The organism is Streptomyces sp. NPDC046915 (genome assembly GCF_040644935.1).
In the GTDB taxonomy this organism is placed as follows: domain Bacteria; phylum Actinomycetota; class Actinomycetes; order Streptomycetales; family Streptomycetaceae; genus Streptomyces.
Genome location: NZ_JBEYXB010000010.1, coordinates 137088 through 160923, shown reverse-complemented (window position 1 = coordinate 160923; position 23836 = coordinate 137088). Strand labels below are relative to the sequence as shown.

Sequence of the window (23836 nt, the reverse complement as noted above, 5' to 3'; positions counted from 1 at the left end):
GCAAGGAGTTTTCTGCCCATGGCCTTCGACGACGAGAACCTGCCGATCCCCCCGGACACGTCCTGGTGGCACGCCTCCGTGGCCTTCCCCGACCCGCACTCGGACGCCGCCCAGGCCCTGGCGACCACGCTGGCCGGGCGCCGCTTCCACTTCTTACGCAAGGACGCCGGCGTGCGCCTGCGCACCGAACAGCCCCTCCCCGACCTGCTGGACCAGCTCGTCGCCGACCGCGTGATCACCGGCTGGACAGGCGGGATCTACGAGCCGGAGACCCATGCCTTCGGCGGCCCTGAAGGTATGGAGGTCGCGCACGACGTGTTCTGCGCCGACAGCCCGGCCGCGCTCGCCGAGACCGGCACCGCCGGCGCCCGCGAGCGCAGCGTGATGTTGCTGTCCGCCATGATCCGCGAGGCCGGGCTGGACCCGTTCGAAGCCGGAGACGTGTACGCGCGGTGGGCCGCCCTGCGGCCCCCTGTCACCCCGCCCCAGGGGCCCGCGCTGGAGCAAGCCGTATCCGCGATGCGGCGGCTGATGAACGCGGACGCCGCCCTGCGCCCGGGGCCGGAGGCGGGCTGGGTCGAGCGCGTCGCCACGTTCGAGGACGCTGGCCGACGCCTGCGCCGACTCGCCGCCGACGGCCGACTGATACGCGGGCTTCGGGGCGTCATCGCCCATCACGCGATCTTCGCGTTCAACCGCGCGGGCGTGCCTGCTGGCGTGCAGGCCGCCACCGCGTGGCTCGGCCGTCACGTCGCCTTCTCCACCGGAGAAGGAGCTGACGTGTCTACCCGCAAGTCCGCCTCCGCGGACCCTAGCCTCCCTCGGATGGAGACCACCGTGACACCCGTAACCGACCCCAAGCAGCTGCGCGAAGCCCTCGCCCAGCGGCTCGTCGACAGCGGCCACCTGAGCAGCCAGGCGGCCATCGACGCCTTCCGCAGCACCGACCGGCACGCCTTCCTGCCCGGCGTCGACCTGGAGAGCGCGTACAAGGAGGACGCGGTCCCGATCAAGCACGACGAACACGGGGAGATGATCTCCTGCATCTCCGCGCCGTCCATCGTCGCCACCCAGCTCGAACAGCTCGGCGCCCAGCCCGGTCACAAGGTCCTGGAAGCCGGAGCCGCCACCGGCTACAACGCCGCCCTCCTCGGCAAGATCGTCTCGCCCGGCGGGCAGGTGTGGACCCTCGACGTCGACCAGGACCTCGTCGCCGGCGCGAGCAAGCACCTCGCCAAAGCCGGTGTCGACAACGCCACCGCGGTGATGGCTGACGGCGCGGCCGGGCTGCCCGAGCACGCCCCCTACGACCGGATCATCTTCACCGTCGGCGCCGGCGACGTCCCCGTGAAGATCCTTGACCAGCTCGCCCCCGGCGGGCGCCTGGTCCTGCCGATGCGCATCCGCGGCAGCATCTCCCGCTCCTTCGCCTTCGAACGCGACGGCGACACGTGGAAGACCGTCTCCTGCGAGATGGCCACCTTCATCCCGCTGCGCAAGGGCGTCTGCGACGACGTGTACACCCTCGTGCCGATGGCCGGGGAGGGCAACGTGCGCCTGGAGACGTTCAGCGAGCAGGACGTCGACCGCGAGGCCCTGCGCTCCGTCCTCGACGAGCAGCAGACCAAGATCTACACCGGAGTGAAGTTCCGGCAGGGCTCGGCGTGGGAGTGGCTGTACCTGTACCTGGCCTGCGTGCTGCCCAACGGCCTGTCCCGGCTGCCGGGGCAGCGCCCCGGGTTCACCCCACACTTCGGATGGGGTTCCATGGCCGCCCTCGACGGCGGGTCGCTGGCGTACCTGACCATCCGGGAGGGCGAGGACAAGCAGGGCCGGTACTGGGAGGTCGGTGTGATCGGCCACGGCGAGGGTCGCGCCGACATCGCCGAGCGCGTCGTGAGCGAGATCCGCGCCTGGGACGCGACCGGCGGCAACAACGCCCCCGAACCGGGCTTCCGGATGGCCGTCGCCGACTCGCGTGACCGGCTGACGGCGGACGACCCGCGCTTCGTCGTCGACAAGCCCTACAGCCGACTGGTCGTCGACTGGGCGCGCAAGGGCTGAGCCGATGATCCCCGCGATGGCCAGCCGCATTCCCCTGGTCCGCCGCACCAAGGCGCCCGCGCTCCCGTTGGAGGAGCGCATCAACCACCTCACCGGGCTGACCGTCGCGCCCGCAGGTGCGAGCCACCACGACCTGGTGGCCCGCGCCTGCGGGGTCCTCAACTACGCCGCGCTCATCGCCTCCGACGTCGGCCTGCCCGATCTAGCCGAGGATCTGTGCTGGCGCCAGCACCAGGTCTTCGCCAACGCCGGACGCCTCAGCGGACGGGTCGCCGTCATGTCGCTGATGCCGCTCGTCAACCTCTCCCGCCTGCAGACTCGCGCCGGCCACGGCGAACTCGCTTACGGCTTGTTGTACTGCCTCAACGACGCTGCCCGACATCGGAACAAGACCGACATCGACGGCCGCACCGTCGACCTCTCTGCTCTGACCGGCACGGACGAGGACCACCGCACGGTGTGCCAGGAGCTGTACGTCACGCTGCTCGTCGACGGCGCCCGCGCACTCGCCCGCATCGGGCGGTGGAGCGAGGCCGCCGACGCCATGGCCCAGCACCGCGGCATCGGCAACCGGCTCCTCGACGGCCGCCAGATCAAGATCATGGCGCTGATGGAGCAGGGCCTGGACCAGCAAGCCCGCGACCTGATCGACACCACCCAGCCCGCAGAGCCTTGGGAGAGAGCCATCGCCCTCCTCCTGCACGCCCACTGCCAGCCCGCACACGCCCCCGTCCCCGAACCCGACCTCGACCGCACCATGGATGAAGCCGTCCAGCTCCTTGCCCACCCCGATCCGCCGACCGCCGCCTTCCAGACCCGGACGGGCCTGTCAGCCCTGGAACTGGACGGCACGGGACGCCATTCCGACCGCGTACTCGACTCCCTCGTCAGCGTCGCCCGACTCGACGCCTACGCCGCACGAGACGCACTGCACCACCCCGTCGCCGCGTCCGCCTTGGACGGCGGGGCGACAGACGCGCTCCACGCGGTGATCGTCGCGGCCGGACTGGGATCCGGCTTCCTGTCCGCCCAACACCATGAGGCTTTGGCGAGCGCGGTCGGCCGCGCCGAGACAGAGCTGGAAAGGCTGCTGCAGGCCGAACCAGATCCCCGCTAGAAGCGGGACGCCCCGGGATGCCCCGCCGTACTGCCCACGCTGTTTGGCGGTGTCGGCGTTTCGGCCATTACCTGCCCACAGCCGTTCCAGGCCAGAGCAGGGATCCCGCGCCCGCGGGGTCCGCTGACGCAGGAAATTGCGGGCTCCTGAGCACGACCGAATGACGTGTGTTCGATATCGCAGCCGCGTCGTTAGACCTCACGACTCTGCCGCAGCGACCGTCCTAGGGGGAACGATGACCTCGGCCATTACGCAGGACCAGCCGCCGCAACCGCCCAAGGGGACCGCGCCGGACCAAGAAGCGCAGGAGGCCAGTGTTCGAGAGGAGGAGTACCTCTACCGCGACGAGTCACGGCTCCAGGCTGGCTCTCTGCTGACTTCCCGCACCATGGCGCGGCGCCTTCCCTCCCTCGTGCGGCGCTCGGTGCAGATGGCCTGGCGCGTAGACCGCGGCGCGACCATCGGCCTGCTGGTGTGCCAGATCGGGACCGGCGTCCTCGCGGCCCTGGGCCTCCTGGCCGTCACGGGCACGATCACCGCGCTGATCTCCTCGGGCGACATCACCGAGCGGCTGTGGGACGCCGCCCCGCAGCTGGCTGTGATCGCCGCCGCCACCGGTCTGCGCGCACTGTTGGGCATCGCCGTCGTCTGGCTGACCGGCCGTCTACGCCCGGTGCTCGGCCGGGCCGCGGAGCTGACGATGATCGAGGCCGCGCTGGGCGCGGAATTGGCCGCCAACAACAAGCCTGGCTACAACGACGCCTACGACATCGCCGACCGCGGCGCCCAGGTCACCCCCGACCTCGTCGAAGAAGCGCAGGACGTCCTCGCGGCGACCGCCACGCTCACGGCCGGCGCCACCGTCCTGACCGTCCTACACCCGCTGCTCCTTCCCCTTCTCTTCCTCGCGTGCCTGCCGCAAGCCGCCGCCTACATCCGCTCCGCACGCGTGCTCTACCTCGCCGCTCTGGAGACCTCTGGGCGGCGCCGGATGCTGGGCAAACTGCGCTGGCACATGGCCTACATGGAATCCAGCGAGGAGATGCGCGCCTGCCTGGCCGGTCCCTTCCTGATCGGCCGCTATCGGAAGCTGGCCGCCTCGGTCAACGCGGCCGAACGCAAGGCCGCAAACACCGGTGCCTGGATGGGACTGGCCGGAGCCGTGGCTGGCGGAATCGCCTCGACCGCGGTGTGGGCGGCGCTGCTGTGGCTCCTGGCCTCCGGGCGCATGAGCCTGGCGGCTGGCGGCGGAGCCGTCTTCGCTCTCCAGACCGCCACCGGCTCGGTGCGCGGCATCATCAACGGCGGGGCCCGCCTGGTGCGCACCGGCTGGTACGTGCAGGACTGGCAGAACTTCCTCGACAACGCCCACGGCCAGGCCATGACCGACTCCCGCGGCACCGCTCCCGTACCCGCGGCCCCGGAGCGCTTCGAGGTCCGCGACGTCACCTACCGCTACGACGGCGCCCCGAAGGACAGCCTGAGCTGCGTCTCCCTCCACGTGCGACGCGGCGAGATCGTGGCGTTGGTCGGGGAGAACGGCTCCGGCAAGACGACCCTCTCCCGCCTGCTGTGCGGGCTGCTGCTGCCCACCGAAGGCGACGTGGCCTGGGACCACGCATCCACCGCGGACCTGGACCCGTGGGGGTCGTGGAAGCACGTCGCGCTGGTCCCGCAGAAATTCACCTACCTGCCGCTGACGATGCGCGACAACATCACCTTCGGCCAGGGCGACACCAGCGACGCGGCCCTGCTAGCCGCCTGCGAGGCGTCCGGCGCCGCGGAGATGCTGCCGGGCCTCCGCTCCGGCCTGAACACCCTCCTGACCAGCGAGTGGTTCGGCGGGCAGCAGCTCTCGGGCGGGCAGTGGCAGCGTCTGGTCCTCACCCGCGCGTTCCACCGGCAGGCGGCGCTACTGGTGATGGACGAGCCCACGGCCGCCCTCGACGCCCGGGCCGAGCACCGGATCTTCGCCGGTCTGCGCGAACTGGCCAAGGACCGCGCCATCCTGCTGATCACGCACCGCCTCACCAACGTCGCCGTCGCCGACCGGATCGTGGTGTTGAACGAAGGGCGGATCGTCCAGGAGGGCACCTACGCCCAGCTCACCCAGCAGCCAGGGCTGTTCCGGACCCTGTGGGAGCTGCAGCGCCGGATGAGCGGGGACACCCCGTGATCAACGGGCCCGCGCCAGAACCACCGGTCTGCCGGAGCAGAGACACCGGCCCGCTCCTGATGCTCCCTTCGCACCACGTTCCAACCGCCCGATCAACCCGGAAGGAATGCCGTGACGACTTCGCCAGCTACTGAAGTCAGCGACGCGAGCGAGCTTCGCCACCAGCTCGTTGAGCAGCTCCGCGCCGGCAGCCATATCCGCTCCGCCGCAGTCGAGCGCGCCTTCCGCACCGTGCCCAGGCACGCCTTTGCCCCCGAGATCCCCCTCCCCGCTGCGTACGCCAACGACATCGTCCCGACTCGACACAGCGACGACGGCCGGGTCACCAGCTCCATTTCCGCGCCCTGGCTGCAGGCCGAGATGCTCGAAGCCGCCCGCATCCAGGCCGGCCACCGCGTTCTGGAGATCGGCTCCGGTGGCTGCAACGCCGCCCTACTCGCCCAACTCGTCGGTCCGACCGGTCACATCACCACTCTCGACATCGACCCCGCCGTCACTGACAGGGCCCTTCGCTTCCTGCCCCAGGCCGGATACGACCACGTGAGCGTGGTCACCGCGGACGCCGAGCACCTGCCCGCCGGTGTGGTTCCGGACGGCGGCTTCGACACCATCCTGGTCACCGTCGACACCTGGGACCTGCCCTGGATCGACGCCCTGGCCGAGGGAGGCCGTCTCGTCGCACCGCTGCGTCTGCACGGCTACCACTGGGCCATCGGATTCACCAGGAAGGAGGGGGCCCTGCACAGCGACGAGCCGCTCATCATCTGCGGCTTTGTCGCCATGCAGGGCGACGGCGCCTGGAACACGAACCGCCGCACCGTCCCCGGCACCGGCGTCCACCTGTCTTGGGAAGACGGCACCCCGCTGCCCGTCGACCAACTCGCCCCCGCCCTCACCCGCGAGCCGACCGTCACCCGCACCAACGTCACTGTCGGCGGACAGGAACCCTTCGACGCCCTCACCCTCTACCTCGCCGGTGCCCTGCCTGGCTTCTGCCGCCTGGAGGCCGACTCCGAGGGCGACAACAAGGTCCTCAACCCGCCGCCGAGGCACTGGCCCGCCGCCGCGATCGTGCGCGGGGGCTCCCTCGCCCGGCTGGCCACCGAGCGCATCGGCGAGGGGGACGACGGCAAGGGCCGGTACGAATTCGTCGTCCACGGCTACGGCGACCAAGGACACGGTTCCGCGCAGGAGATGGCCGAGCAGGTCCAGCACTGGCAGCTCAACCACCGTGGCGCCCGCTGCCCCCTCATCACCGCCCGCCCTGCAGCTGACCCCGCCCCGGCAGGCACGGACCACGAACCGCACGTGTTCGCCAAGAAGCACACCCGCATCACCGTGGACTGGCCGATCGTGCCCGGCAGCGCTGCCGGCCCCACCAGCCCTGGGAGCTGCGACGCCGGATGAACGGCGGTGCCTCCTGGCCACCGCTTGCTCCTCCTTGCTGCGCGCTCGCCCGTCCACCGTCGCGAAAGGCAGAGATACGTGCCCTCTCCCGTCTCCCCTTCGGATCACGTCACACCGCGTGCCGCTGCGCCGGCGGCGCAGTACGCCGCGTCCCGGCATGCGGCGTGGATTGGCGCCGCCGCGATCATCACCGACGAGGTCGGACGGGTCCTGCTGGTGATGCTGCCCGGCGGCACCGTGGAGACGACCGACGCGACTCCCGAGGACACCCTGTACCGCGAAGCTGCCGAGGAGGCCCAGCTCACCCTGGCCGATCCGGTACGACTGGGCTGGGTGCTGGACGAGACGGGCGAGGTCTACGGCGGCGTGGGGCCCAACGCGAGGGTCCGCCTAGCCGCCCGGGTCACCGCCGTCGGCCCGGCGGCCGTCGACCCCGCCACCGGCCACCCCTTCGCCCGCCTGCTCGTCACGCCCGCCCAGGCAGCCGCGCTGCTGGGATGGGGCCCGCCGGGAGCGCGGCAAGCCCAGCTCGCGGCGGAGACGGCACGCAAGTGGTGGGGGCTGCCCATCGCTCGCACCGCCGCCGTCGAGGAGATCCCGTCGGAGGGGATGCGGCTGAGCTGACCCGACCCGCCCACCCCCACCTCGACTCCTCCCGCTCCACGCCCTCTGAGGTAGCCCCATGCCGTTGTCGCACGATCACATCCGCACCACCGTCGATGCTTACCTCGCTCGCCACCCTCACGAGCGCGAGCAGCTCGGCGGACTACTGGATGCCCTCAACCGGACCGGCGACGAGATCGCAAGCCGCTCCACGTTCACCGGACACGTCACCTGCGGCGCAATCGTCATCGACCCACTCGGCCGCGTCCTGCACGTGCTGCACCTGGCGAGCGGGAAGGTCCTCGCCCCTGGCGGACACACCGAGCCCACCGACCAGTCCCTGGCAGCAGCGGCGCTGCGGGAGCTGCACGAGGAGACCGGGATCCCGCCCCAGGCAGTCACGCCGTGGCCCGGCTATGAGACGGTGCCGTTCGACATCGACATCCACCACATCGACGCCAACCCGGGCAAAGACGAATCCGGCCACCAGCACTTCGAACTCCGGTTCCTCTTCCGCCTGCACACCGCGAACGAGGTGGAGGTGATGCTGCAGGAAGAGGAGGTCGGCGGCATCGAGTGGCGGCCCGTGGACAGGGCGGCCTCCCCTTCCCTGCGCGAGAAGCTCCTCAAGCTCCCGCTCCAGGTCGAACCGGAGACGGCCAACGCCTCCGCCCTGATCTACAACGACCGCGGCGAGTACCTGCTCCACCTGCGCGACTACTTTCCCGGCGAGATCTGGGAGCCGGGCATGTGGTCCCTGCTGGGCGGCGGCCGAGAGTCCCAGGACGCCACCCTGGAACACACGGTGCGGCGCGAACTGGCCGAGGAAGCCGGCCTCGATATCGCCGATCTGACCCCGTTCGGCACCGAGTACGCCTCCGACGACGCCGGCGCGGTCGTGCCCATCGCCATCTACGCGGGCCGCTGGAACGGCGATCCCCGCAAACTCCGCCTGACGGAAGGGGTGATGCTGGCCTGGTTCGCCCCGGACGACCTCCACCGCCTCCGTATCGCCGACACCACGAGCGACCTCGTACGGCGCCACGCCGCCGGCCGCCCAGCCAGCACCACGTCGCAGAGCGGGCTCCCCTCGCCCGAGGAGCGTCGCCCGGCTTCGCCGAACGGCACGGTCCTTAACGTCATCGGCGTCCACCTCTACCTGGAGCGCCCCGACGGGACGGTGCTGCTCGGGCTGCGCCACCCCAACTCCAAGTTCGCGCCGTCCACCTGGCACGCCCTAGCTGGCCATTGCGAGCAGGAGAACGCCATCGCCTGCCTGATCCGGGAGGCACGGGAGGAAGCCGGCCTACGCATCGAGCGCCAGGACGTCGAACTCGTCCACGTCGTCCACCACATCGACAAGGCCGGAGACCGGCCCCGCATGGGCCTGTTCTTCCGCGCCCGCGCCTGGAGCGGCGAGCCGGAGCTGCGCGAGCCGGACAAGTGCACCGAGTGGAAATTCTGGGACCCTGCCGCGCTCCCCGACGACCTCGTCTCCTACACCCGGGTGGCCATCAGAAAGATCCAGAACGGGGAGCTGTACAGCGAGACGGGTTGGCCCGCATGACCGGCACAACGAACCGCGCACACCGTCGCGTGTCGACTGCGACCGCGGCCGGACGTGAGGACACCCGCCTCGTGGTGATCCGCGGCAACTCGGCGTCAGGCAAGTCGAGTGTGGCCCAGGGGCTGCGAGATCACCACGGCCGCGGTGTCGCGATCGTGGGCCAGGACCTGATCCGCCGGAACGTGCTCAGGGAACACGACACCGCGCGCGGCGCCAACATCGCCCTGCTGAGCAGGATCGCACGCGACGCACTGAACGCCGGCTTTCACGTGGTGCTCGAAGGGATCCTGTACGCCGACCGCTACAGCCACATGATCACGTCTCTGGTCCGTGACCACCGCGGCGTCTCCCGCTGCTACTACCTGGACGTGCCGCTGGAGGCGACGTTGGTCCGGCACGCGTCGAAGGCGGACGCCGCGTACCTGGCGCAGGTCACCGACAGCCACCTCACCTCCTGGTACCGCGAGATGGATCTCCTGCCCGGCGGTCTGGAGACCGTGATCCCGGCCGACAGCACGCTGCAGGACACCGTCGCGCGAATGGTGCGCGAAACCGATCTGGCTTCTGCCTCCCCCGTCCCACCACCGCAGTGCAAGCTGTCACAGGGAGACTCGATGAACCCTCTGGTGTTGATGTCCGATCCGCGGGTCGCCGCGGTCCCGGTGTGCGAGAGCGGGGAGCCGCTCGTCGACCTCCGTGACCACGACTTCCGTGTCGATCCCCGCAAGCAGGATCCGCTGGGCGCGTTCGCCCACGTCCGCGAGGGCGTCCTGGCCCGGCTGCAGCACGCCCGCTCGCTCCTGCCCGCCGGCACCGACCTGCTGTTCATCGAGGGCTACCGGCCGCTTTCCCTCCAGCAGCTCTACTTCACCGAGTACCGGAACCAGCTGGCCGCTGCTCAGCCCGGCTGGACAGCTGAGCAGCTGCATCAGGCCGCCAGCCGGTACGTGTCGCCGCCGGAGATCGCGCCTCACTCCGCGGGCGCGGCCGTGGACGTGACCCTCGTCGACCAGGACGGCCACGAACTCGATCTCGGCACCCGTGTCAATGCCTCCCCGGAGGAGAGCGGCGGCGCCTGCTTCACGCACGCTCCGGACCTCAGCGATCACGCGCGCCGCCATCGCACGCTGCTGCTCAACGCCATGGAGGGCGCGGGTTTTACGAACTATGGGACCGAGTTCTGGCACTTCTCGGTAGCGGACCGGTACGACGCGCTGATGCGGCAGGAGCCGCACGCGCGCTACGGACCGATCGAGCTGCCTTAGCGCGCCGGCGGACTCGTCCACTTCCTCGCCACCCACTCCGATCCGGAGACACAGGAGCGCGGCCACCGCTCCATGGCCGGTCGCGCTCCCACGACCGCGACGGTCGGAAAACATCGAACGGAGGCATGTATGCCTGACGACACCCACCAGGCGCTCCCAGCCGTCCCGAACCCGTCGGCTGGAGACGAACCACACGAGCACCACATGCACCTGCTCGGGCGGTACTACCGCCAAGTGGAAGCAGGGCGCAAGACGATCGAAGTAAGGGTGGCCACCCCGCACAAGCGCGACATCATCGTCGGCGACACGGTCGTCTTCCACGACCGGGATACCGGGCGGGAACTCGACGTCCTCGTGCAGCGGATCACCCCGTACCCCTCCTTCGAGGATCTGCTCCACTCGGAGGACGCCGCGCGCATCGACCCGGACGGGCCGCCCGGCGAGCTGCTCGCCAACCTCCGCGGCATCTACCCGCCGGCCAAGGAAGCCCTCGGCGTTCTCGCCCTCGCTTTCGGCCACCGCCCTGCCCGGCCCGGCCGCCCCATGCCGATGACGGCCGAGGAGTACGCGCAGACCATCCCCCACCACACGGTGTACGGCTGCCTGTACATCCGCGACGAGCATGACCGGCCGGTCCAGCTCCGCTCGGTCTACGGCTCGAGACTCTGGCAGTTCCCGGGTGGCAACCTGGACGCGCTAGGCGAGGACCCGCTGCAGACCGCCCGGCGGGAGGCGGTCGAGGAGACCGGACTCGAACTCGCCCTCGATGCACCGATCCTGCTCCTGACGCACTTCCTGCACGCCGGGCCCCGGCTGCCGCTGAACAAGATGGGGCTCATCTTCGACGGAGGGCGGCTGACCGCCGAGCAGCTCGGTCGGATCCGCTTCGATCCCGCGGAACACGACATGTGGGCCGTCCACGACCTCGCGACCTGGCAGGAGCTGATGGCGCCGCGCGCCTTCGCCCGCCTCGACGCCATCGAACGAGCCCGGCGCGGCGAGGGCCCCGCCTACCTGATCACGCACACCTGACCCCTGAACACCCGCCCACCAGGAGGCAACTGTGCCCGCCGAGGACACCAACACCCGGGCCTGGCAGATCTACGGCCGGCGCCAACTGACCCGTGCCTACACCCCACCCGTCCCCGAACGGCTCGGCTGGACGCCCTGGGAAGGGATCGGACCGGGAGCAGAAGTCCTCGGCGACGTCACCGGCCGCCGCGTCCTGGACATCGGCTCCGGAGCCGGCCACCACGCCGTCCATCTCGCTCAGGCGCACGGGGCGCGCGTCACCGGCATCGAGCTGTCCCCGACCGAGCACGAACGCGCCGTCGGCGCCCATGCGGACGTGGACGGCGTGGAGTTCATCCAAGCGGACGTGACCGAGTACCTGGCCGGAGCCGAGCCGTTCGACGCCGCGTACGCGATCGGGACGCTCGCCTTCATCGACCCGCACCGCTCGCTGCCGGCACTGCGCGACGGCCTTCGCCCCGGCGCCCCGCTGATCCTCTCGCTCTTGCACACCGACCTGCACGGCAGCGGTCCATCCATGGAAGTGGCACCGCGCGAGCAGACGATCCTGCTGCGGGACGACCCGCCCCTGCCGACTCAGATGTGGGTCTTGGCACCGCAGCTGTGGGAGGACCTGCTCACCGAGTACGGCTTCCGCGTCGAAGCCATCGACCTATACCCACACCCCGACGAGAGCGCCACGGTCATCCAGCAGCTCATCCGCGCCCGGCGCCTTCCCGACCGGCCGGCGCGCGTCCCCAGCCAGCCCCGTAGCACCCGAGCGCCGGCCGCCCACGCGGCCGTCGGGGTCGGCGTCGGCGCGATCCTGCTCAGCGAGCAGGGCATCCTGCTGGGCCGGCACCGCCGCGGCACCCTCGAACTGCCTGGCGGCAGCGTAAAGGCCGGGGAATCCGGGTGACGGCCCGCCCTGGGCGAGGACGACACCGAGGCCCGCACAGACCACACCAACATCCCCCTGCCCGCCCCGCCCCGGCCTGATGTGAAGATTCGGGGGTAAACGGGTCGGAGCACGTTTGGGCACGGGGCGAGGCGGACCGGCATGGAACAGACAGCAGGCGGCGAGAACGGGCGATCGCTGCTGGGGGACGTCATAAGGGTGTCCGGCGCGTTCGAAGGCAGCGAGGACATCGCCGTCGCCCGCGACCTCGCCCGTGGATTCCTCACCGACGTGCAGGCCGTGCACGGGCTGCCGGTGTCCGGACGGGTGATGGGCATGGTGCAGCTCGTGGTCAGCGAACTGGTCACCAACGCCCGCAAGTACGCTCCCGGCCCCTGCCTGCTCACCCTGGAGATCAACGGCGGCGCCATCGAAGTGACCGTCTGGGACAGCAATCCCACCCCGCCCGCGATCCTCGCGCCCGACCCGACCCGCATCGGTCAGCATGGGCTGGAGATCGTGATGGCCGTCGGCCAGAGCTTCGCCGTCCACCGCGAACCGGTGGGCAAGCGGATCACCACGGCGATCGTGCTGGCCGACGACCCCGGCGGGAAGCTGCCGGCCGTCAGCTGTGACCGGGTGAGACCTCGGGCAGGCGGTCACGCACCGGCCGGCGGCCCGTCCGCCAGCACCACGATGCCGTTCCCGTCCGGCGTCTCCACCACCGTGTGCCCGCACTGGACCAGCAGGCCCGCCACCGCCGCCTGCACCACCACCCGCATCCCGTCGCTGCACGCCCCACGCTGATCCGCTGCCAGCGCGGTGAACCCGTGCGACGCCGTCCAGCTCACCAGCACGCCCGCGGACGCCTCGCCCACTCTCAGCCCCGGCGCGGCGTCGTCCGCCTCATCGACGATATGGAAGCCCGCCAGCTTCAGGGCATGACGAACCCGTCCAACGAGTTGGGGGCGAACAGACGGCACCCGCCTCGCCTGCCCCGAAGGAATCGGATCATGCCATCGGCTGCTGCGGACCCAATCGAAGCAGCTCCCGGCCATGATCAATCTCAGCGCTACTCCTCACTCCCGTGGCCGCTGTTCGAGCGGACCCCGCTCTGACCTCCATAGAACAGCAGCTCTTGGGCCTGCCCGTCCGCCACCCGGACGGATCCCTCGCTAAGGGCAGCGGAGCCGCCCCTATGCGCTCGTGGTGGGAGTCCGGCCCGCGTGTTCCTCTCCACAACGCCGACCGCGTCGTCGCGGACCTGGACGTGCTCCGGCAGCCGGCCCCCCGGCACTCTCGCCCCACCAGTCAAACAGCGCCCTGACCAGAACGAGCCTACCGCTGGCCTGGATGGAGATTCCCGCGACTGCCACTCAGCGGTGACCCGATACCTGTGCGGGCGACCCGTGCGGCTGCGATAATGAGGAACGAGCGGCAGATGCGGCCGTGGGAGCAGCAGGCGCACCCGGCCCGCCTGAGACAAACATGCGATCCGGGGGACCGTGCCGAAAAAACGCAACGCCGCCCAGCGCATCGGGGCGATCGGAGAGGACCGGTTCCGGCTCTCCTGCCAGGAGAACTTCATCATCCCCAACAAAGTCGAACACGACTTCGGGTTCGACTTCCTGTGCCAGCCGGACCTGGCCGCAGACTTCGGCGGGACCGGACCGGTATCCGGAGTTTTCGTCGGCTTCAGCGTCCGCGCGACGGATCGGGACGACGGGCGGATCCGGCTGAACCGGGCGGATGCCGAGTGCCTGCTGGCAGCACAGTTCCCGACCGGTCTCGCCCTGGTGAAGCTGAACGGGCCGAAGTCCGCGGCCGTCTATTTCCGGATGATGGACGCCGCCTTCATCGTGGTGCTGTCCCAATTCCTGGCGTCCGCCAAGAAGTCCACGCACTTCACCCCCAAGGACATGCGGCCCGTGGCGGAGATCCGGGAAGCGATCAGGGAGGTAGGCGCCCCCGGCTACCTTGAGCAGGTGCGGGCCGACGCTGCCCGGAAGATTGCTGAACCGATCACCGGACCAGTCCAGATCCAGATCCACCGCGATGCCGACAGCCAGGCAACCCTCATCACATCCCTGGACCTGTACGCGTGGTTCGAGCAAGGAACTCCCGCCGAGCAGGAGGCGCTCTACCTGGCCACCTTTGGTGAACCGGTACGACGTGACCAGAGGATGCGCAAACTCGCGCTGAGCGGCAAGGTCATGGGGGGCCTGGCGCACCTGCCCCAGCCGTATCTGCTGGCCGGTTTCGTCATGGACCATCCCACCAGGGTGCGGGTCCAAACCACTTCCGTGTCCGCCGAACTGCCGGTGCTGCGTACCGCCAACGAGCACCACTTCGGTTACGTCTACCCTGCGGGCTTCGCCCTGACCGTTTCCGCCCGGGTCGAGAAGGACGGTCAGTACGTGCACCTGATGCGGGCGCTCGCCGACCCGGACAGCGACGCTCTCCTGGGCGACCATCCGGACCTGCTTGACTTCCTCACCACTTGCCACCCCGAGTCGGTCTTCTCTTTCGACGACCGCGACGGACCGCCTCTCGATGTGACGTACTTCAAGAGCTTGGGCGATCTGGCCCAGTGCGCGGCGGCCTACCGCGATGCCCAAAGCCTGGCCGGCTGGGACGCCGTGCCTGTCATGGTCAAAGACATGGCCAGCCTAGAATCCCAGTACTCCCTGATGTTCCTGGGCTCGGCAGCCGACCCGCAGACCCAGCCGATCCCCCGGGGACTCCTCCTGGCGGCGCCGGAGGTGGAGGAGGAGGACTGCGACACCGCGTCCGGGACCATTAGCGTCCCCGTTGTCTGCAACCTGGCCCACTCCAGCCTCGTCGCCTGGTTCTCCGGCCACGGATCCGTGCTGTTCCATGATGGTGATCTGTGCGGATTCAAGGTGCCCGCCTTCCGTGTGGACACCATCGAGGTGCTTCCCCGGGTGCCGAGCCGGTCCCTGTTCCCACGAGTCCTGCTCGGGCCGCGGACGCTGATCTATGACGCAGGACGGTGGGAGGAGGGCGACGCCGAGACAGGGCAATGGGCGGACGACGTTCACCTTCGTTTCCAGCTGGACTAGAGCCAGGGCAGGTGCTCGGCCATCGCGAGCAAGATCCGGTCCGAATAGGCCGGCCCTACGAGCTGCACACCGATCGGCAGGCCGTCGGCGCTGCGCGCAAGAGGCATGACCAGGCTGGGCAGACCGACATGGCTGGTGAGGTTGGCCCAGCCGGTTTGGTCGAAGAAGCTCCGTTCGACGCCGTCGACCCTGAGAGAACGGCTCCCGGCCGGGATCGCCGCGGTGGGAGCGGCGGCCGTAATGAGGACGTCGTACTGACCGTCGGCGAAGAACCGGTGCCACGTCTGCTGGAGCCGGACGCGCTCCTCGTTGGCGCGGAGCCATGCGCGGTGTGTCTGGGTTCGGTGGCGGAGGAAGGTGGCGCGTGGGCTCACGTCGTCTTCGTGCAGGTCACTCGCTGCTGCGAGTTCGGCCGCGCCCGCTGCGTCGTCGGTGGCGGCCGTCGCGGTGGCATGGAGGAGCTGCTCGAAGAGGCGGAGGGAGTCGGCGAAGCCGACCGGCCCCACTGTGCGGCGGACGTCCGCTTTGGCGGAGGCCAGTGCCTGTTCAACAGAGGCGAGGGCATCGGCCGTTTCGCGGTCGACGGGGCAGCGTGCATCCTGGGCCCACACCGCCACGCGGAGCTGGCCGACTGCACGACGCGCGGTGGGCAGGTTGACGCGCCAGGGGCTGTTCTCTGCGGGTGATGGCGTCGTCAGCGCGTCGAGGAGCAGGTCGAGGTCGCGGGGGTGGCGTGCCAGGGGGCCGGGGGTGACCATGTCACTGCTGGTGATCCATCCCGGCGGGCGAGGGATGTGGCCGCGAGCCGGGATGAGTCCGAGCGTGGGACGCAGGCCGTAAACGCCGCAATAGTGAGCCGGAAGCCGAAGTGAGCCGGCGAGGTCGCTGCCGAGGTCGGCGGGGGTCAGGTGGGCGGCGACTGCGGCGGCGGGGCCGCCGGAGGAACCGCCGACGGTGCGCTTGGGGTCGTGCGGGTGGAGGGTGGGCCCGAACAGGCTGTTGTCCGTGTGCAGGTCCTGACAGTACGCCGGAGTGTTGGTCTTGCCCATGATCACGGCGCCTTGATAGCGAAGCCTGGCGACCGCGTCAGCGTCACGTGCGGGAACGTGATCCGCCAGGTCCTCGGCGCCGCTGGTGGTGCGCAGGCCGGCCGTCTCGAAGCTGTCCTTGATCGTGAGGGGAAGGCCGTCAATGGTTCCCCACTTCTCGTTGCGAGCGCGGCGTTCATCCGCCGCTTGTGCGGCGGCCCGGGCCGCCTCGTCGTCGCGGGTGATGACGGCGTTGACGTGGCTGGCGTCGATCCGTTCGAGGTGGAGGTCGAGCAGCTCTCGGCTGGAGATCTCGCGACGGTCCAGGGCTTGGAGCTGGATGTGGGCCGGTTGGTGGGTGAGATCGGTCGTCATCCGGAGACTCGCTCAAGGTGGGGGGCTCGGGCGGGCTGGCTGGGCAAGTGGCGAGCGACATCGAGGAGAGCGTCGATGTCGTCCATGGGCCGGCTGGTCTGCCGTTCGGAGTCGGCGAATTCGGTGAGCTTGTCGGGCGCCGGGCGGGCGCCTTCGGCCCTTGCGGCGATTCCGGCGAGGATCTGGTCGGCTGTGACGGCGGCCGACAGCTCCTGGCCGTGAAGCCCTCGGGCCCGGTGGTGGGCTTCGCTGGCCTCCCGTACTGCGGCATCGAGGTACTGGCGGATCACGAACCGGCCGTCCCGGATTTCGACTGCTCGGCGGTAGAGCCGGATCGAGATACGGCGGAAGCGGCGTCTCTGGGCCGGGTCGACTCGGTCGATCGGCAGCTCGATCTCGGGCGCTTCGCTGTAGAACACCAGCCACAGGGGACGCAGGCCGTAGTAACTGCGGCACTGCTTGATCCGGTACTGGACGCTCTGGGCTTGGTCGCTGATAGTGGGCACGAGCCAGCCGATGAGCGTGAGCATGGCGCCGACATCGCCACAGGTCCAGGCGAAGCCCTCCCACTCAGCGAGAGAGGTGTCGAAGGCGCCGGCGATCACGTCGCCGATGCGGACGGCGCTGTATCCGAGGGTGACGGTGGCCCCGAGGGCGACGATGCGCACGCCCAAGCGCACGGATCCACGGGTGCTGCGGCGGGCCAGGCCCCAGCAGGCGCGGGCGAGGAACAGCTCCCCCACGGTGTAGGCCGTGACGTACAGGGTGAGGTACGCGGCGTACCAGTCGTCGTGCGCGTAGTACAGCGTGAAGTTGATCGGATGCGGCCCGCTGGGCGTCAGCAGGGCGAACAGCACCAGCAGCCCTGCGATAACCGCGAGGCCAGCCCCGAGCCACCGGCGACTTTGCTGGCGGGCGGCCTCAGGTGGGGATCCCCAGTAGGTGAGGACCACCTGTTGGCAGGCCAGCAGCGCGACAACGCAGCCTTGTGCGAGAGGCACGGAGACGTTGACGGTGCCGAGCACGCGGTCGAGATAGTTCCACATCGGCGTGATGGAGAACAGGAACGACAGTCCTGACAGTAGGAAGACGGCGGCCAGCGCGGTGGAGGCGGGGTCTCGGCGGCGGGTCAGCACGTCCCGCAGGAGGCAGAGGAAGCCGAGCGCGGCGACGACGAGGCTGATCGGATGGAGCAGGTCCTTCACGACCGAGCCTCCCGTCGACGCAGAAGCGTGCGCGTGACTCGGTCCTGAACTTCGTCCCCGGAGGACTCATCGCTTCGCAGCCACCGGTCGATGATGCGGTGCTGGAGCAGCGAAGCAAGGAGTTCAGTGTCCCGCTCCTCGTCCTCGTCGTACTTGGTGCGCCCCAGCATCATCTGCACGGTGGCCGGGTCCACGCTGGTGATGAAGGCCGGAGCCAGCGCGGACACCGGCCGGTTTTCGTGGTGGCCAAGCAGGAGGTGGCTGAACTCGTGGGCGATGATGTGGTTTTGATGCAGGGAGGTGGTCCGTGGGTCGTAGAACACATGGACGGCACTCTCCGTGACGGCACATGCCCCGCACACCGAGGGCGCCTGCTCCCGGGGCTCCAGGACCACCGGCCGTCCCGTGCGGCGAGAGACCTCGTCGCTGAGGTCGCGGATATTGGTGACGTGCGGGAGCTTCAGCTCCGCCAGGAGGTCAGCCCCCCTCAGCCTACGTGCAGGCCACATTGCTCTTCCTTGATCACTTACTGAACTGAGACCGATTTACACGCCAGTTGAGGGCGGCAACCCCTCGGACTTTCGTACACCCTCGACGATCCCCAGGATGGCGTCCTTTCCATCCGCAGAGACGTCGGAGAGTCGAAGAAGAACGTTCTTGATCTTCGCGTCGCGAAGCAGCGCGAGCAACTCGAGTTCCTGCACAGTCTTTTCAGCGACAACATCGTCGAACCAATAGGCAGGATCCACTCCGAAAAAGCCTGCCAGCGCTTCGAGATGACGCTTCGTCGGATTATCCCGCTGCCCCGTCCGCAGGAGCCACAGATACTGGGCCGACAGCTTGCCCAGCCCCCGCTTCTCCATCAGTTCGGCCACTTCAGCGTTGCTGAAAGGGCCGCGATCGGGCGGGTGCACCGTGTCGAACAGGCGGTTTAGGCGGTCCATGAGCCCCTTGGGGTTCACCTGACCTTCGATCGACACTTTCATGATCCTTTCCCGGTGAGCTTCGCAATCACTTCGACCACTCTACCTCGCGATAAACACGAGTTGACGGGCCGATCCCGCATGTGGAAAGTTCTTCCCCACCAGCACGTTTACGTGTGGCGCACGCCGCCCTTTTGGGTCGACCTGTCCGTTTCGGCCGACGGGAGCCCGCCGGGTGAAGTGGCGCGAGCCACATTCATCCGGCAATACACGTCACGTCTGGCCCAGCAGGCTTTGATTTTCGACCGGAAGCGCGGAGGCGACAGTGGAAACACCTCATCCGCATCGCATTCCCGCCGCGGGAAATATCAGACACCCGCCTCAATTCGGACACGATGGCACGCTCTCGACGTTCAGGGCAGCCGCGGTAACGGTGCCCTTCGACGCCGGAGGGCGGCTCATGCCGGGCAGTACAGGCGGTTCCTGCGACACATCGCGCCGTTACTCTCTGCAACCAGTACAGAGTTTAAGAACCAAGTCTGGATCTTGACACGGGTCCGTGCGTATGTTCGTCGTCCCCGGGCAACCCGCCCGCAACGACGGACGTGAGGAGCACGCGAGCACGGACCGGACCGAGAGGGTCCCCCATACAGCGACGGCGCCCGAGAGCGGTAACTCGCGGACGCCGAACGCTAAGTGGCATACCCGCCCCGGCAAGGGCGGAGATTGCCCACCATCACCACGCTGAGTCCTTCCAAGGGGCGCGTCAGCGTGGCAACACTGCAAAGGGGAGTATCGCATGCCTCCTGCCCTGCGCAAAAGGCCCTTCCGTCTGGCCTGCGCGGCAGCCACCCCAGCCTCGGCGCCTCAGCGCCCCGAGCCGGACCACACCATCCCGGCCCCGGTAGGCCGCCGGCCCCGCCCGTTCTCCGGGAGCGGCCGATGAGCAGCGAAGCCCGCGAGTGGGTTTGGGAACACAGCTCCAGCCGGGGCACCGCGCGCCTGGTCCTGCTGTCGATCGCCGACCGGGTGGTCGACGAGCAGTGCGTCTCCTGGGCCTCGCTGTCCAGCCTGGCCAAGCGCACCCGCGCCTCCGTCTCCACTGTGCGCGAGGCCATCGATCGCCTGGTCGACGCCGGTGAGCTGGAGCAGCTCGAGGACCTCACCGGCCCGCAGCGCAGCACCGTCTACCGCCTCCCCCTCGCCGCCAAGGCCGTGGCAGAGACCGCCGAGGAGGACGACGACCGCGCGTCGAAGGAGGGGCCCGAGGCCACCCCGGTGCTCCGGATCTCGGCCCTGCGGCGGTGCGGAATCCGCCCGCGTGAGGTGCCGGAATCCCCCGCAAGGGCCCGGAAACCGGCAGTGCCGGAATCCGGCAGGTCCCGACGGAAACCGGCACCCCGACGTACCGGAAACCGGCACAGCGATGTACCGGAAACCGGCACACAGAACCGTAGTGAACCGGATTTGAACCGTAGGTACAGCAGTGGTGGTGCTGCCGTCCTCTCGGCTGCCAAGTGGCAGGTCGACCCTGCCACCCACACCTGGGCCCGCGAGCAAGGCCACCTCGACCGCCTCGGCGAGCAGGGCCTGCAGGCAGCCGACGCGAAGTGGCGTGCCCACCGCGCCGCCTTCAAGCCGAGGCCGGCGGATGCCTGGGCTGTCGACTGGCGCTCCTGGGTAGCCCGGGAGCACGCCCCAGGTCGCCCGACCCTCTACGCCGTGCCGGGTAAGGGCCCCTCTGCGCCAGGCGGGATGACCCGGGCCGAGGCCCACACCGCCGCCCTTCTCGCCGCCCTCGACGAGCCGACCGGAACGGAGGGCTGACCGTGGACCGCCGCGAAATCGCCGCCCTGCTGGCCTACGTCGGCCGACTCGACCCCCGCACCATCCGCACCGACCAGGGCGAGGCCCGCGACCAGCTCGCCCAGTGGCACGAGCTGCTCGGCGACGTGCCGATGGCCACCCCGCACGGCTGGGACGCCCGCGTCGCCGCGCGCCAGCACATCCGCACCTCGCCGTACCAGATCCTGCCCGCGGACGTGGCCCGTCCCTGGGAGAGCTACCGGCGCGACCGCCTGGGCCGGCACTCCGACCCCACGCCGTCCGTCGACCCGGACGACCAAGCCGCCTGGACCGCCGAGCTGGTCGGCACACGCCGCGCCGTCGCCGCCGGCACCGCGCAGCCCGCGCAGGCCAGGGCGATCACCAGCGGTCGCGACGGGATCGACCCGAGGCTGGAGGCGCGGCTGCGGGAGGTCGGCTCCTGCATACCGCCCGCCGTCCGCGCCGCCCTCGCGCCCTACCGGCCCGCGCGAGCAGCTCGCGAGGCCGCCGTCGCGCAGGGGCTGCCCGACGCTCTGAGCGTCCGGTGCGAGTGGTGCATGGCCCAACCCGGCGAGCCGTGTCGTCGCCGCCGGCTCGGCCCCGACGACGGAGCGCGCGGAACCGCCCCGCGCACCACCCCCCATCCCGGCCGCCTCGACCTCGCCGCGGCCCAGCAGAACGAGCAGGCCCAGCAGCCCGCCTTGGCCTGACCGGCGCATCCGGCCCGTGCATCCCGTCCGATGCACCGCCGCCCAACACCACCGTCCCGCCCCGGCTGCGGCGCAAGTCCGCGCGCCGCAGCCGGCACCCGACGCCGCATCCGCCCAGCACCGCCCCACTTGGCGGACGTGGCAGCACATCGGAGACCCCCTTGCGCCACATCACCACCCACGACGCGCCGGCCACCGGCCTGCGCGGCATCGGAGACACCAGCTGGCACACCCGCGGAGCGTGCCATGGCATGGACGTCGAGGACGCCGACGCGGTGTTCTTCCCACTCCCCCGGGACCACGAAGCCATCGCCGAGGCGAAGGAGCTGTGCGGCTGGTGCCCGGTACGCCGCGACTGCCTCGACTTCGCCTTGGAGAACGTCCTCAAGGAGGGCATCTGGGGCGGCCTCACCGAAGCCGAGCGGCGTCCCTTGCACGACGGACTGCCCCAGCGCCTCGACTACCGGCGCGTGATCGCCTTCTTCCAGGGACGGGACGTTCACCTGACCGAGGCCGAACGGCAGGTCGTCACCGACCACGCCTACGTGCGCGGCTGGCGGCCCGACCGGCTCGCCGCCGCCCTGCAGATCAGCCACAAGCACGCCCGCGATCTGCTCCGGCAGGCAGCCAACAAGGTGTTCGACCGCGACCGCGCCTACGGCGTGCCACGCCTCAAGAAGAAGCGGAAGAAGACCACCCCGGCAACAGGCAGCCCCTCGCCCGACGCACCCAGCACCCGGCAGCCGACAGCCCGCCCGGCAGCGTCGACCCCGGCGCACGCCCCTCTCGGAAAGGCCGCATGACCCCCCCGTCTTGGACCTCAGCGCCACTCCGGACCTCCCTCTCCTCCTCGCCGCTAGCGTGCCCGCCGCCCTCGTGCTCGTACTGACCGGCTGGACGATCCGGCGCCGAGGCACTCGCCCGCAGAAACGTCTCGGTGGCCCGGCGGTCAAGGTCGCAGCTCTGGCCGCTCTCGGCTGCACCGCATACAGCGCCGACACCTCGTGGCGCTTCGCGGCCGACTACCTCGACATGGCTGGCACCGCCGAGCGGGCCGGGATGTTCGCCGCAGCCGAGCTGGCGCTCTTCGCGACCGCGCTCATGGCGCGGCAGAACCTGGCCACTGAGGGCGCCCCCGGTCTGCCGGGGACCCTGGTCTGGGTGATCACTGGAGTGCAGGTGATCCCTGCCTATGCCGAGAGCGGTCCTATCGGCGGCACGGTCCGGGCCTTCGTCGGGCCGGTCATGGCGGCGATGTTGTGGCACCTCGCCATGGGAATCGAACTGCGCGTGCGCACTCCGGGCGCCGCCTCCCACGGACTGATCGCCGTCCTGGGGCGTGAGGCGCGCGAACGGCTCCTGTCCCGCCTTGGCATCGCAGCGCGAGACCGCGACGCTGCGCAGATCACCCGGGACCGGGCCACCGCCCGCGCGGTCGCCCTCGCTGCCCGCCTCGCCGAGCGCACGCCCGAGCAGCAGCGGAACTGGCGCGGTCGGCGGCTGACCCGGCGACTGTCGAAGGCGGTCAGCAGGGCCTCGGTCGGCACCGACCCCCTCCAGCGCGCGCAGCTGCTCGACCAGCTCGCCGCACGTCGGCACGCACTCGCGCTCGCTACCGTCCCGCTGCCCTCGCCCTGGTCCCCGGTGCAGAGCACCGCAACGCCGGCCACGGTCCCCTCGCAATCGGCCAGGAAGGCGACGGTCCTCGGAGCCGGTCCCGACGAGTCGGTCGGGGGCCCACGACCGAGGGGACCGGTCCCCGAGATGGCGGACTCGAAGACATCGACAGACGCGGGGACCGGGGAGGGGACCGAGGCCCCAGAAGAAGGCACGGTCCCGGGGACCGGCTCCGTTAATCCGGAAGCCTCGGAGGGGGACGCCCGGAGCAAAGGGACCGAGCATCTGACGCAAGAAGTGCCTGCTCAGGGTCATGATTCGCGTCAGGGACCGACCGCCGCCGAGTCGGGGACCGAACCCACCGGGGACCGGGGACCGACCGACACCGACACCGACACGGGGACCGAACCCACCGGGGACCGGGGACCCAAGGTCCCCCTCCGGCGAAAGACGACCGCGAGGACCAGGACGCAGAACAAGGGGAAGCGTGGCCGGTCCCGCACCCCGCAGACACAGCGCCCGCCCCGCGAGCTGGAGCAGTCGGTGGAACAGCTCGTCCAGCAGGTTAGCCCCCACGTCCCCGCCCTGCTCGAACGGGACGGCAACGAATCCGTCACCCGGGTCCAGCTGCGGGAGATCCTCCGCCGCGAGGGCCTGAAGGGCGGCCGGAACGACCGGCTAAGCCTCGTCCTCCAGGAACTGCGGAGCGACGACAGCACGAAGACAAGGAGCTCCGCCCGATGAAGACCTGCCACCAGTTCAACACCGTCCGCGCGGAGTACGAGCGGGAGATCGGCTTCATGCTCGCCCACTCCAAGCGGCACGAGGGCAGGCCGGCGGCGAAGTCCAGCGCAAAGCAGGCTGCCTCGACGAAGCAGCGGATGGCCCGGGCGCTCAACAGCCACGTCGGGCGCTGCCCCGAGTGCGGCTGAACCGACAAATCCCCAGCTCAGTGCCCCT

General features: G+C 70.1%; 20 protein-coding genes and 1 pseudogene. 16 read left to right on the top strand and 5 right to left on the bottom strand.

Going from position 1 to position 23836, the window contains the following annotated elements:
- Nucleotides 1-18 precede the first annotated feature (18 nt).
- The 10 genes and pseudogenes from fxlM (ABZ915_RS26105) to ABZ915_RS26060 all read left to right on the top strand — a co-directional run bounded on the left by fxlM (ABZ915_RS26105) (nucleotide 19) and on the right by ABZ915_RS26060 (nucleotide 12743).
- Entirely contained in the window at nucleotides 19-2064 is a 2046-nt protein-coding gene (gene fxlM, locus ABZ915_RS26105; protein ID WP_361807788.1) for a methyltransferase, FxLD system, read from the top strand.
- A 16-nt stretch (nucleotides 2065-2080) separates the two neighbouring features.
- Nucleotides 2081-3181 (top strand): hypothetical protein, encoded by a 1101-nt coding sequence (locus ABZ915_RS26100; protein ID WP_361807785.1) that lies wholly within the window; start codon nucleotides 2081-2083, stop codon nucleotides 3179-3181.
- A gap of 235 nt (nucleotides 3182-3416) precedes the next feature.
- Nucleotides 3417-5357, top strand: coding sequence for an ABC transporter ATP-binding protein (locus tag ABZ915_RS26095; RefSeq protein ID WP_361807782.1), 1941 nt, complete (start codon nucleotides 3417-3419; stop codon nucleotides 5355-5357).
- Nucleotides 5358-5468: 111 nt separating this feature from the next.
- Nucleotides 5469-6764, top strand: a complete 1296-nt coding sequence (gene fxlM / locus ABZ915_RS26090; RefSeq protein ID WP_361807779.1) for a methyltransferase, FxLD system — start codon at nucleotides 5469-5471, stop codon at nucleotides 6762-6764.
- A 78-nt stretch (nucleotides 6765-6842) separates the two neighbouring features.
- Nucleotides 6843-7388, top strand: coding sequence for an NUDIX hydrolase (locus ABZ915_RS26085; protein ID WP_361807776.1), 546 nt, complete (start codon nucleotides 6843-6845; stop codon nucleotides 7386-7388).
- A gap of 58 nt (nucleotides 7389-7446) precedes the next feature.
- Nucleotides 7447-8934, top strand: coding sequence for an NUDIX domain-containing protein (locus ABZ915_RS26080; protein ID WP_361807773.1), 1488 nt, complete (start codon nucleotides 7447-7449; stop codon nucleotides 8932-8934).
- Nucleotides 8935-8963: 29 nt separating this feature from the next.
- Nucleotides 8964-10199, top strand: coding sequence for a M15 family metallopeptidase (locus ABZ915_RS26075; protein ID WP_361807770.1), 1236 nt, complete (start codon nucleotides 8964-8966; stop codon nucleotides 10197-10199).
- Between the two features lie 129 nt (nucleotides 10200-10328).
- Nucleotides 10329-11231, top strand: a complete 903-nt coding sequence (locus ABZ915_RS26070) for an NUDIX domain-containing protein (protein WP_361807767.1) — start codon at nucleotides 10329-10331, stop codon at nucleotides 11229-11231.
- Between the two features lie 31 nt (nucleotides 11232-11262).
- Nucleotides 11263-12129 (top strand): methyltransferase domain-containing protein, encoded by an 867-nt coding sequence (locus ABZ915_RS26065; protein WP_361807764.1) that lies wholly within the window; start codon nucleotides 11263-11265, stop codon nucleotides 12127-12129.
- Between the two features lie 141 nt (nucleotides 12130-12270).
- Nucleotides 12271-12743, top strand: a pseudogene (locus tag ABZ915_RS26060) (ATP-binding protein).
- Between the two features lie 24 nt (nucleotides 12744-12767).
- Here the strand turns inward: ABZ915_RS26060 and ABZ915_RS26055 are convergent.
- Entirely contained in the window at nucleotides 12768-13172 is a 405-nt protein-coding gene (locus tag ABZ915_RS26055; protein ID WP_361807761.1) for a hypothetical protein, read from the bottom strand.
- Between the two features lie 441 nt (nucleotides 13173-13613).
- Here ABZ915_RS26055 and ABZ915_RS26050 point away from each other — a divergent pair, with 441 nt between their 5' ends.
- Nucleotides 13614-15191: a hypothetical protein gene (locus ABZ915_RS26050; protein WP_361807758.1), complete on the top strand. Its 1578-nt coding sequence runs from the start codon at nucleotides 13614-13616 to the stop codon at nucleotides 15189-15191.
- Here the strand turns inward: ABZ915_RS26050 and ABZ915_RS26045 are convergent.
- From ABZ915_RS26045 to ABZ915_RS26030, 4 genes are read right to left on the bottom strand one after another with little or no spacing between them, the layout of a single operon-like run.
- Nucleotides 15188-16594: an amidase family protein gene (locus ABZ915_RS26045; RefSeq protein ID WP_361807755.1), complete on the bottom strand. Its 1407-nt coding sequence runs from the start codon at nucleotides 16592-16594 to the stop codon at nucleotides 15188-15190. The genes ABZ915_RS26050 and ABZ915_RS26045 overlap by 4 nt on opposite strands.
- The gene (locus ABZ915_RS26040) at nucleotides 16591-17799 is read right to left on the bottom strand and encodes an MAB_1171c family putative transporter (protein WP_361807752.1); all 1209 of its coding nucleotides are present in this window, start codon (nucleotides 17797-17799) and stop codon (nucleotides 16591-16593) included. Before ABZ915_RS26040 ends, ABZ915_RS26045 begins: the two co-directional genes overlap by 4 nt.
- Nucleotides 17796-18308, bottom strand: a complete 513-nt coding sequence (locus tag ABZ915_RS26035) for a hypothetical protein (protein ID WP_361807749.1) — start codon at nucleotides 18306-18308, stop codon at nucleotides 17796-17798. The genes ABZ915_RS26040 and ABZ915_RS26035 overlap by 4 nt, the downstream gene beginning before the upstream one ends.
- Before the next feature lie 36 nt (nucleotides 18309-18344).
- The gene (locus ABZ915_RS26030; protein ID WP_062643774.1) at nucleotides 18345-18785 is read right to left on the bottom strand and encodes a helix-turn-helix domain-containing protein; all 441 of its coding nucleotides are present in this window, start codon (nucleotides 18783-18785) and stop codon (nucleotides 18345-18347) included.
- Between the two features lie 879 nt (nucleotides 18786-19664).
- On the opposite strand from ABZ915_RS26030, the gene ABZ915_RS26025 reads away from it, so the two are divergent.
- The 5 genes from ABZ915_RS26025 to ABZ915_RS26005 all read left to right on the top strand — a co-directional run bounded on the left by ABZ915_RS26025 (nucleotide 19665) and on the right by ABZ915_RS26005 (nucleotide 23808).
- The gene (locus tag ABZ915_RS26025) at nucleotides 19665-20549 is read left to right on the top strand and encodes a helix-turn-helix domain-containing protein (RefSeq protein WP_361807746.1); all 885 of its coding nucleotides are present in this window, start codon (nucleotides 19665-19667) and stop codon (nucleotides 20547-20549) included.
- A gap of 2 nt (nucleotides 20550-20551) precedes the next feature.
- The gene (locus ABZ915_RS26020; RefSeq protein ID WP_361807743.1) at nucleotides 20552-21259 is read left to right on the top strand and encodes a hypothetical protein; all 708 of its coding nucleotides are present in this window, start codon (nucleotides 20552-20554) and stop codon (nucleotides 21257-21259) included.
- Nucleotides 21260-21420: 161 nt separating this feature from the next.
- Entirely contained in the window at nucleotides 21421-22062 is a 642-nt protein-coding gene (locus tag ABZ915_RS26015; RefSeq protein ID WP_361807740.1) for a WhiB family transcriptional regulator, read from the top strand.
- A gap of 10 nt (nucleotides 22063-22072) precedes the next feature.
- Nucleotides 22073-23620 (top strand): hypothetical protein, encoded by a 1548-nt coding sequence (locus ABZ915_RS26010; protein WP_361807737.1) that lies wholly within the window; start codon nucleotides 22073-22075, stop codon nucleotides 23618-23620.
- Nucleotides 23617-23808: a hypothetical protein gene (locus ABZ915_RS26005; RefSeq protein ID WP_200745276.1), complete on the top strand. Its 192-nt coding sequence runs from the start codon at nucleotides 23617-23619 to the stop codon at nucleotides 23806-23808. The genes ABZ915_RS26010 and ABZ915_RS26005 overlap by 4 nt, the downstream gene beginning before the upstream one ends.
- Nucleotides 23809-23836 lie beyond the last annotated feature (28 nt).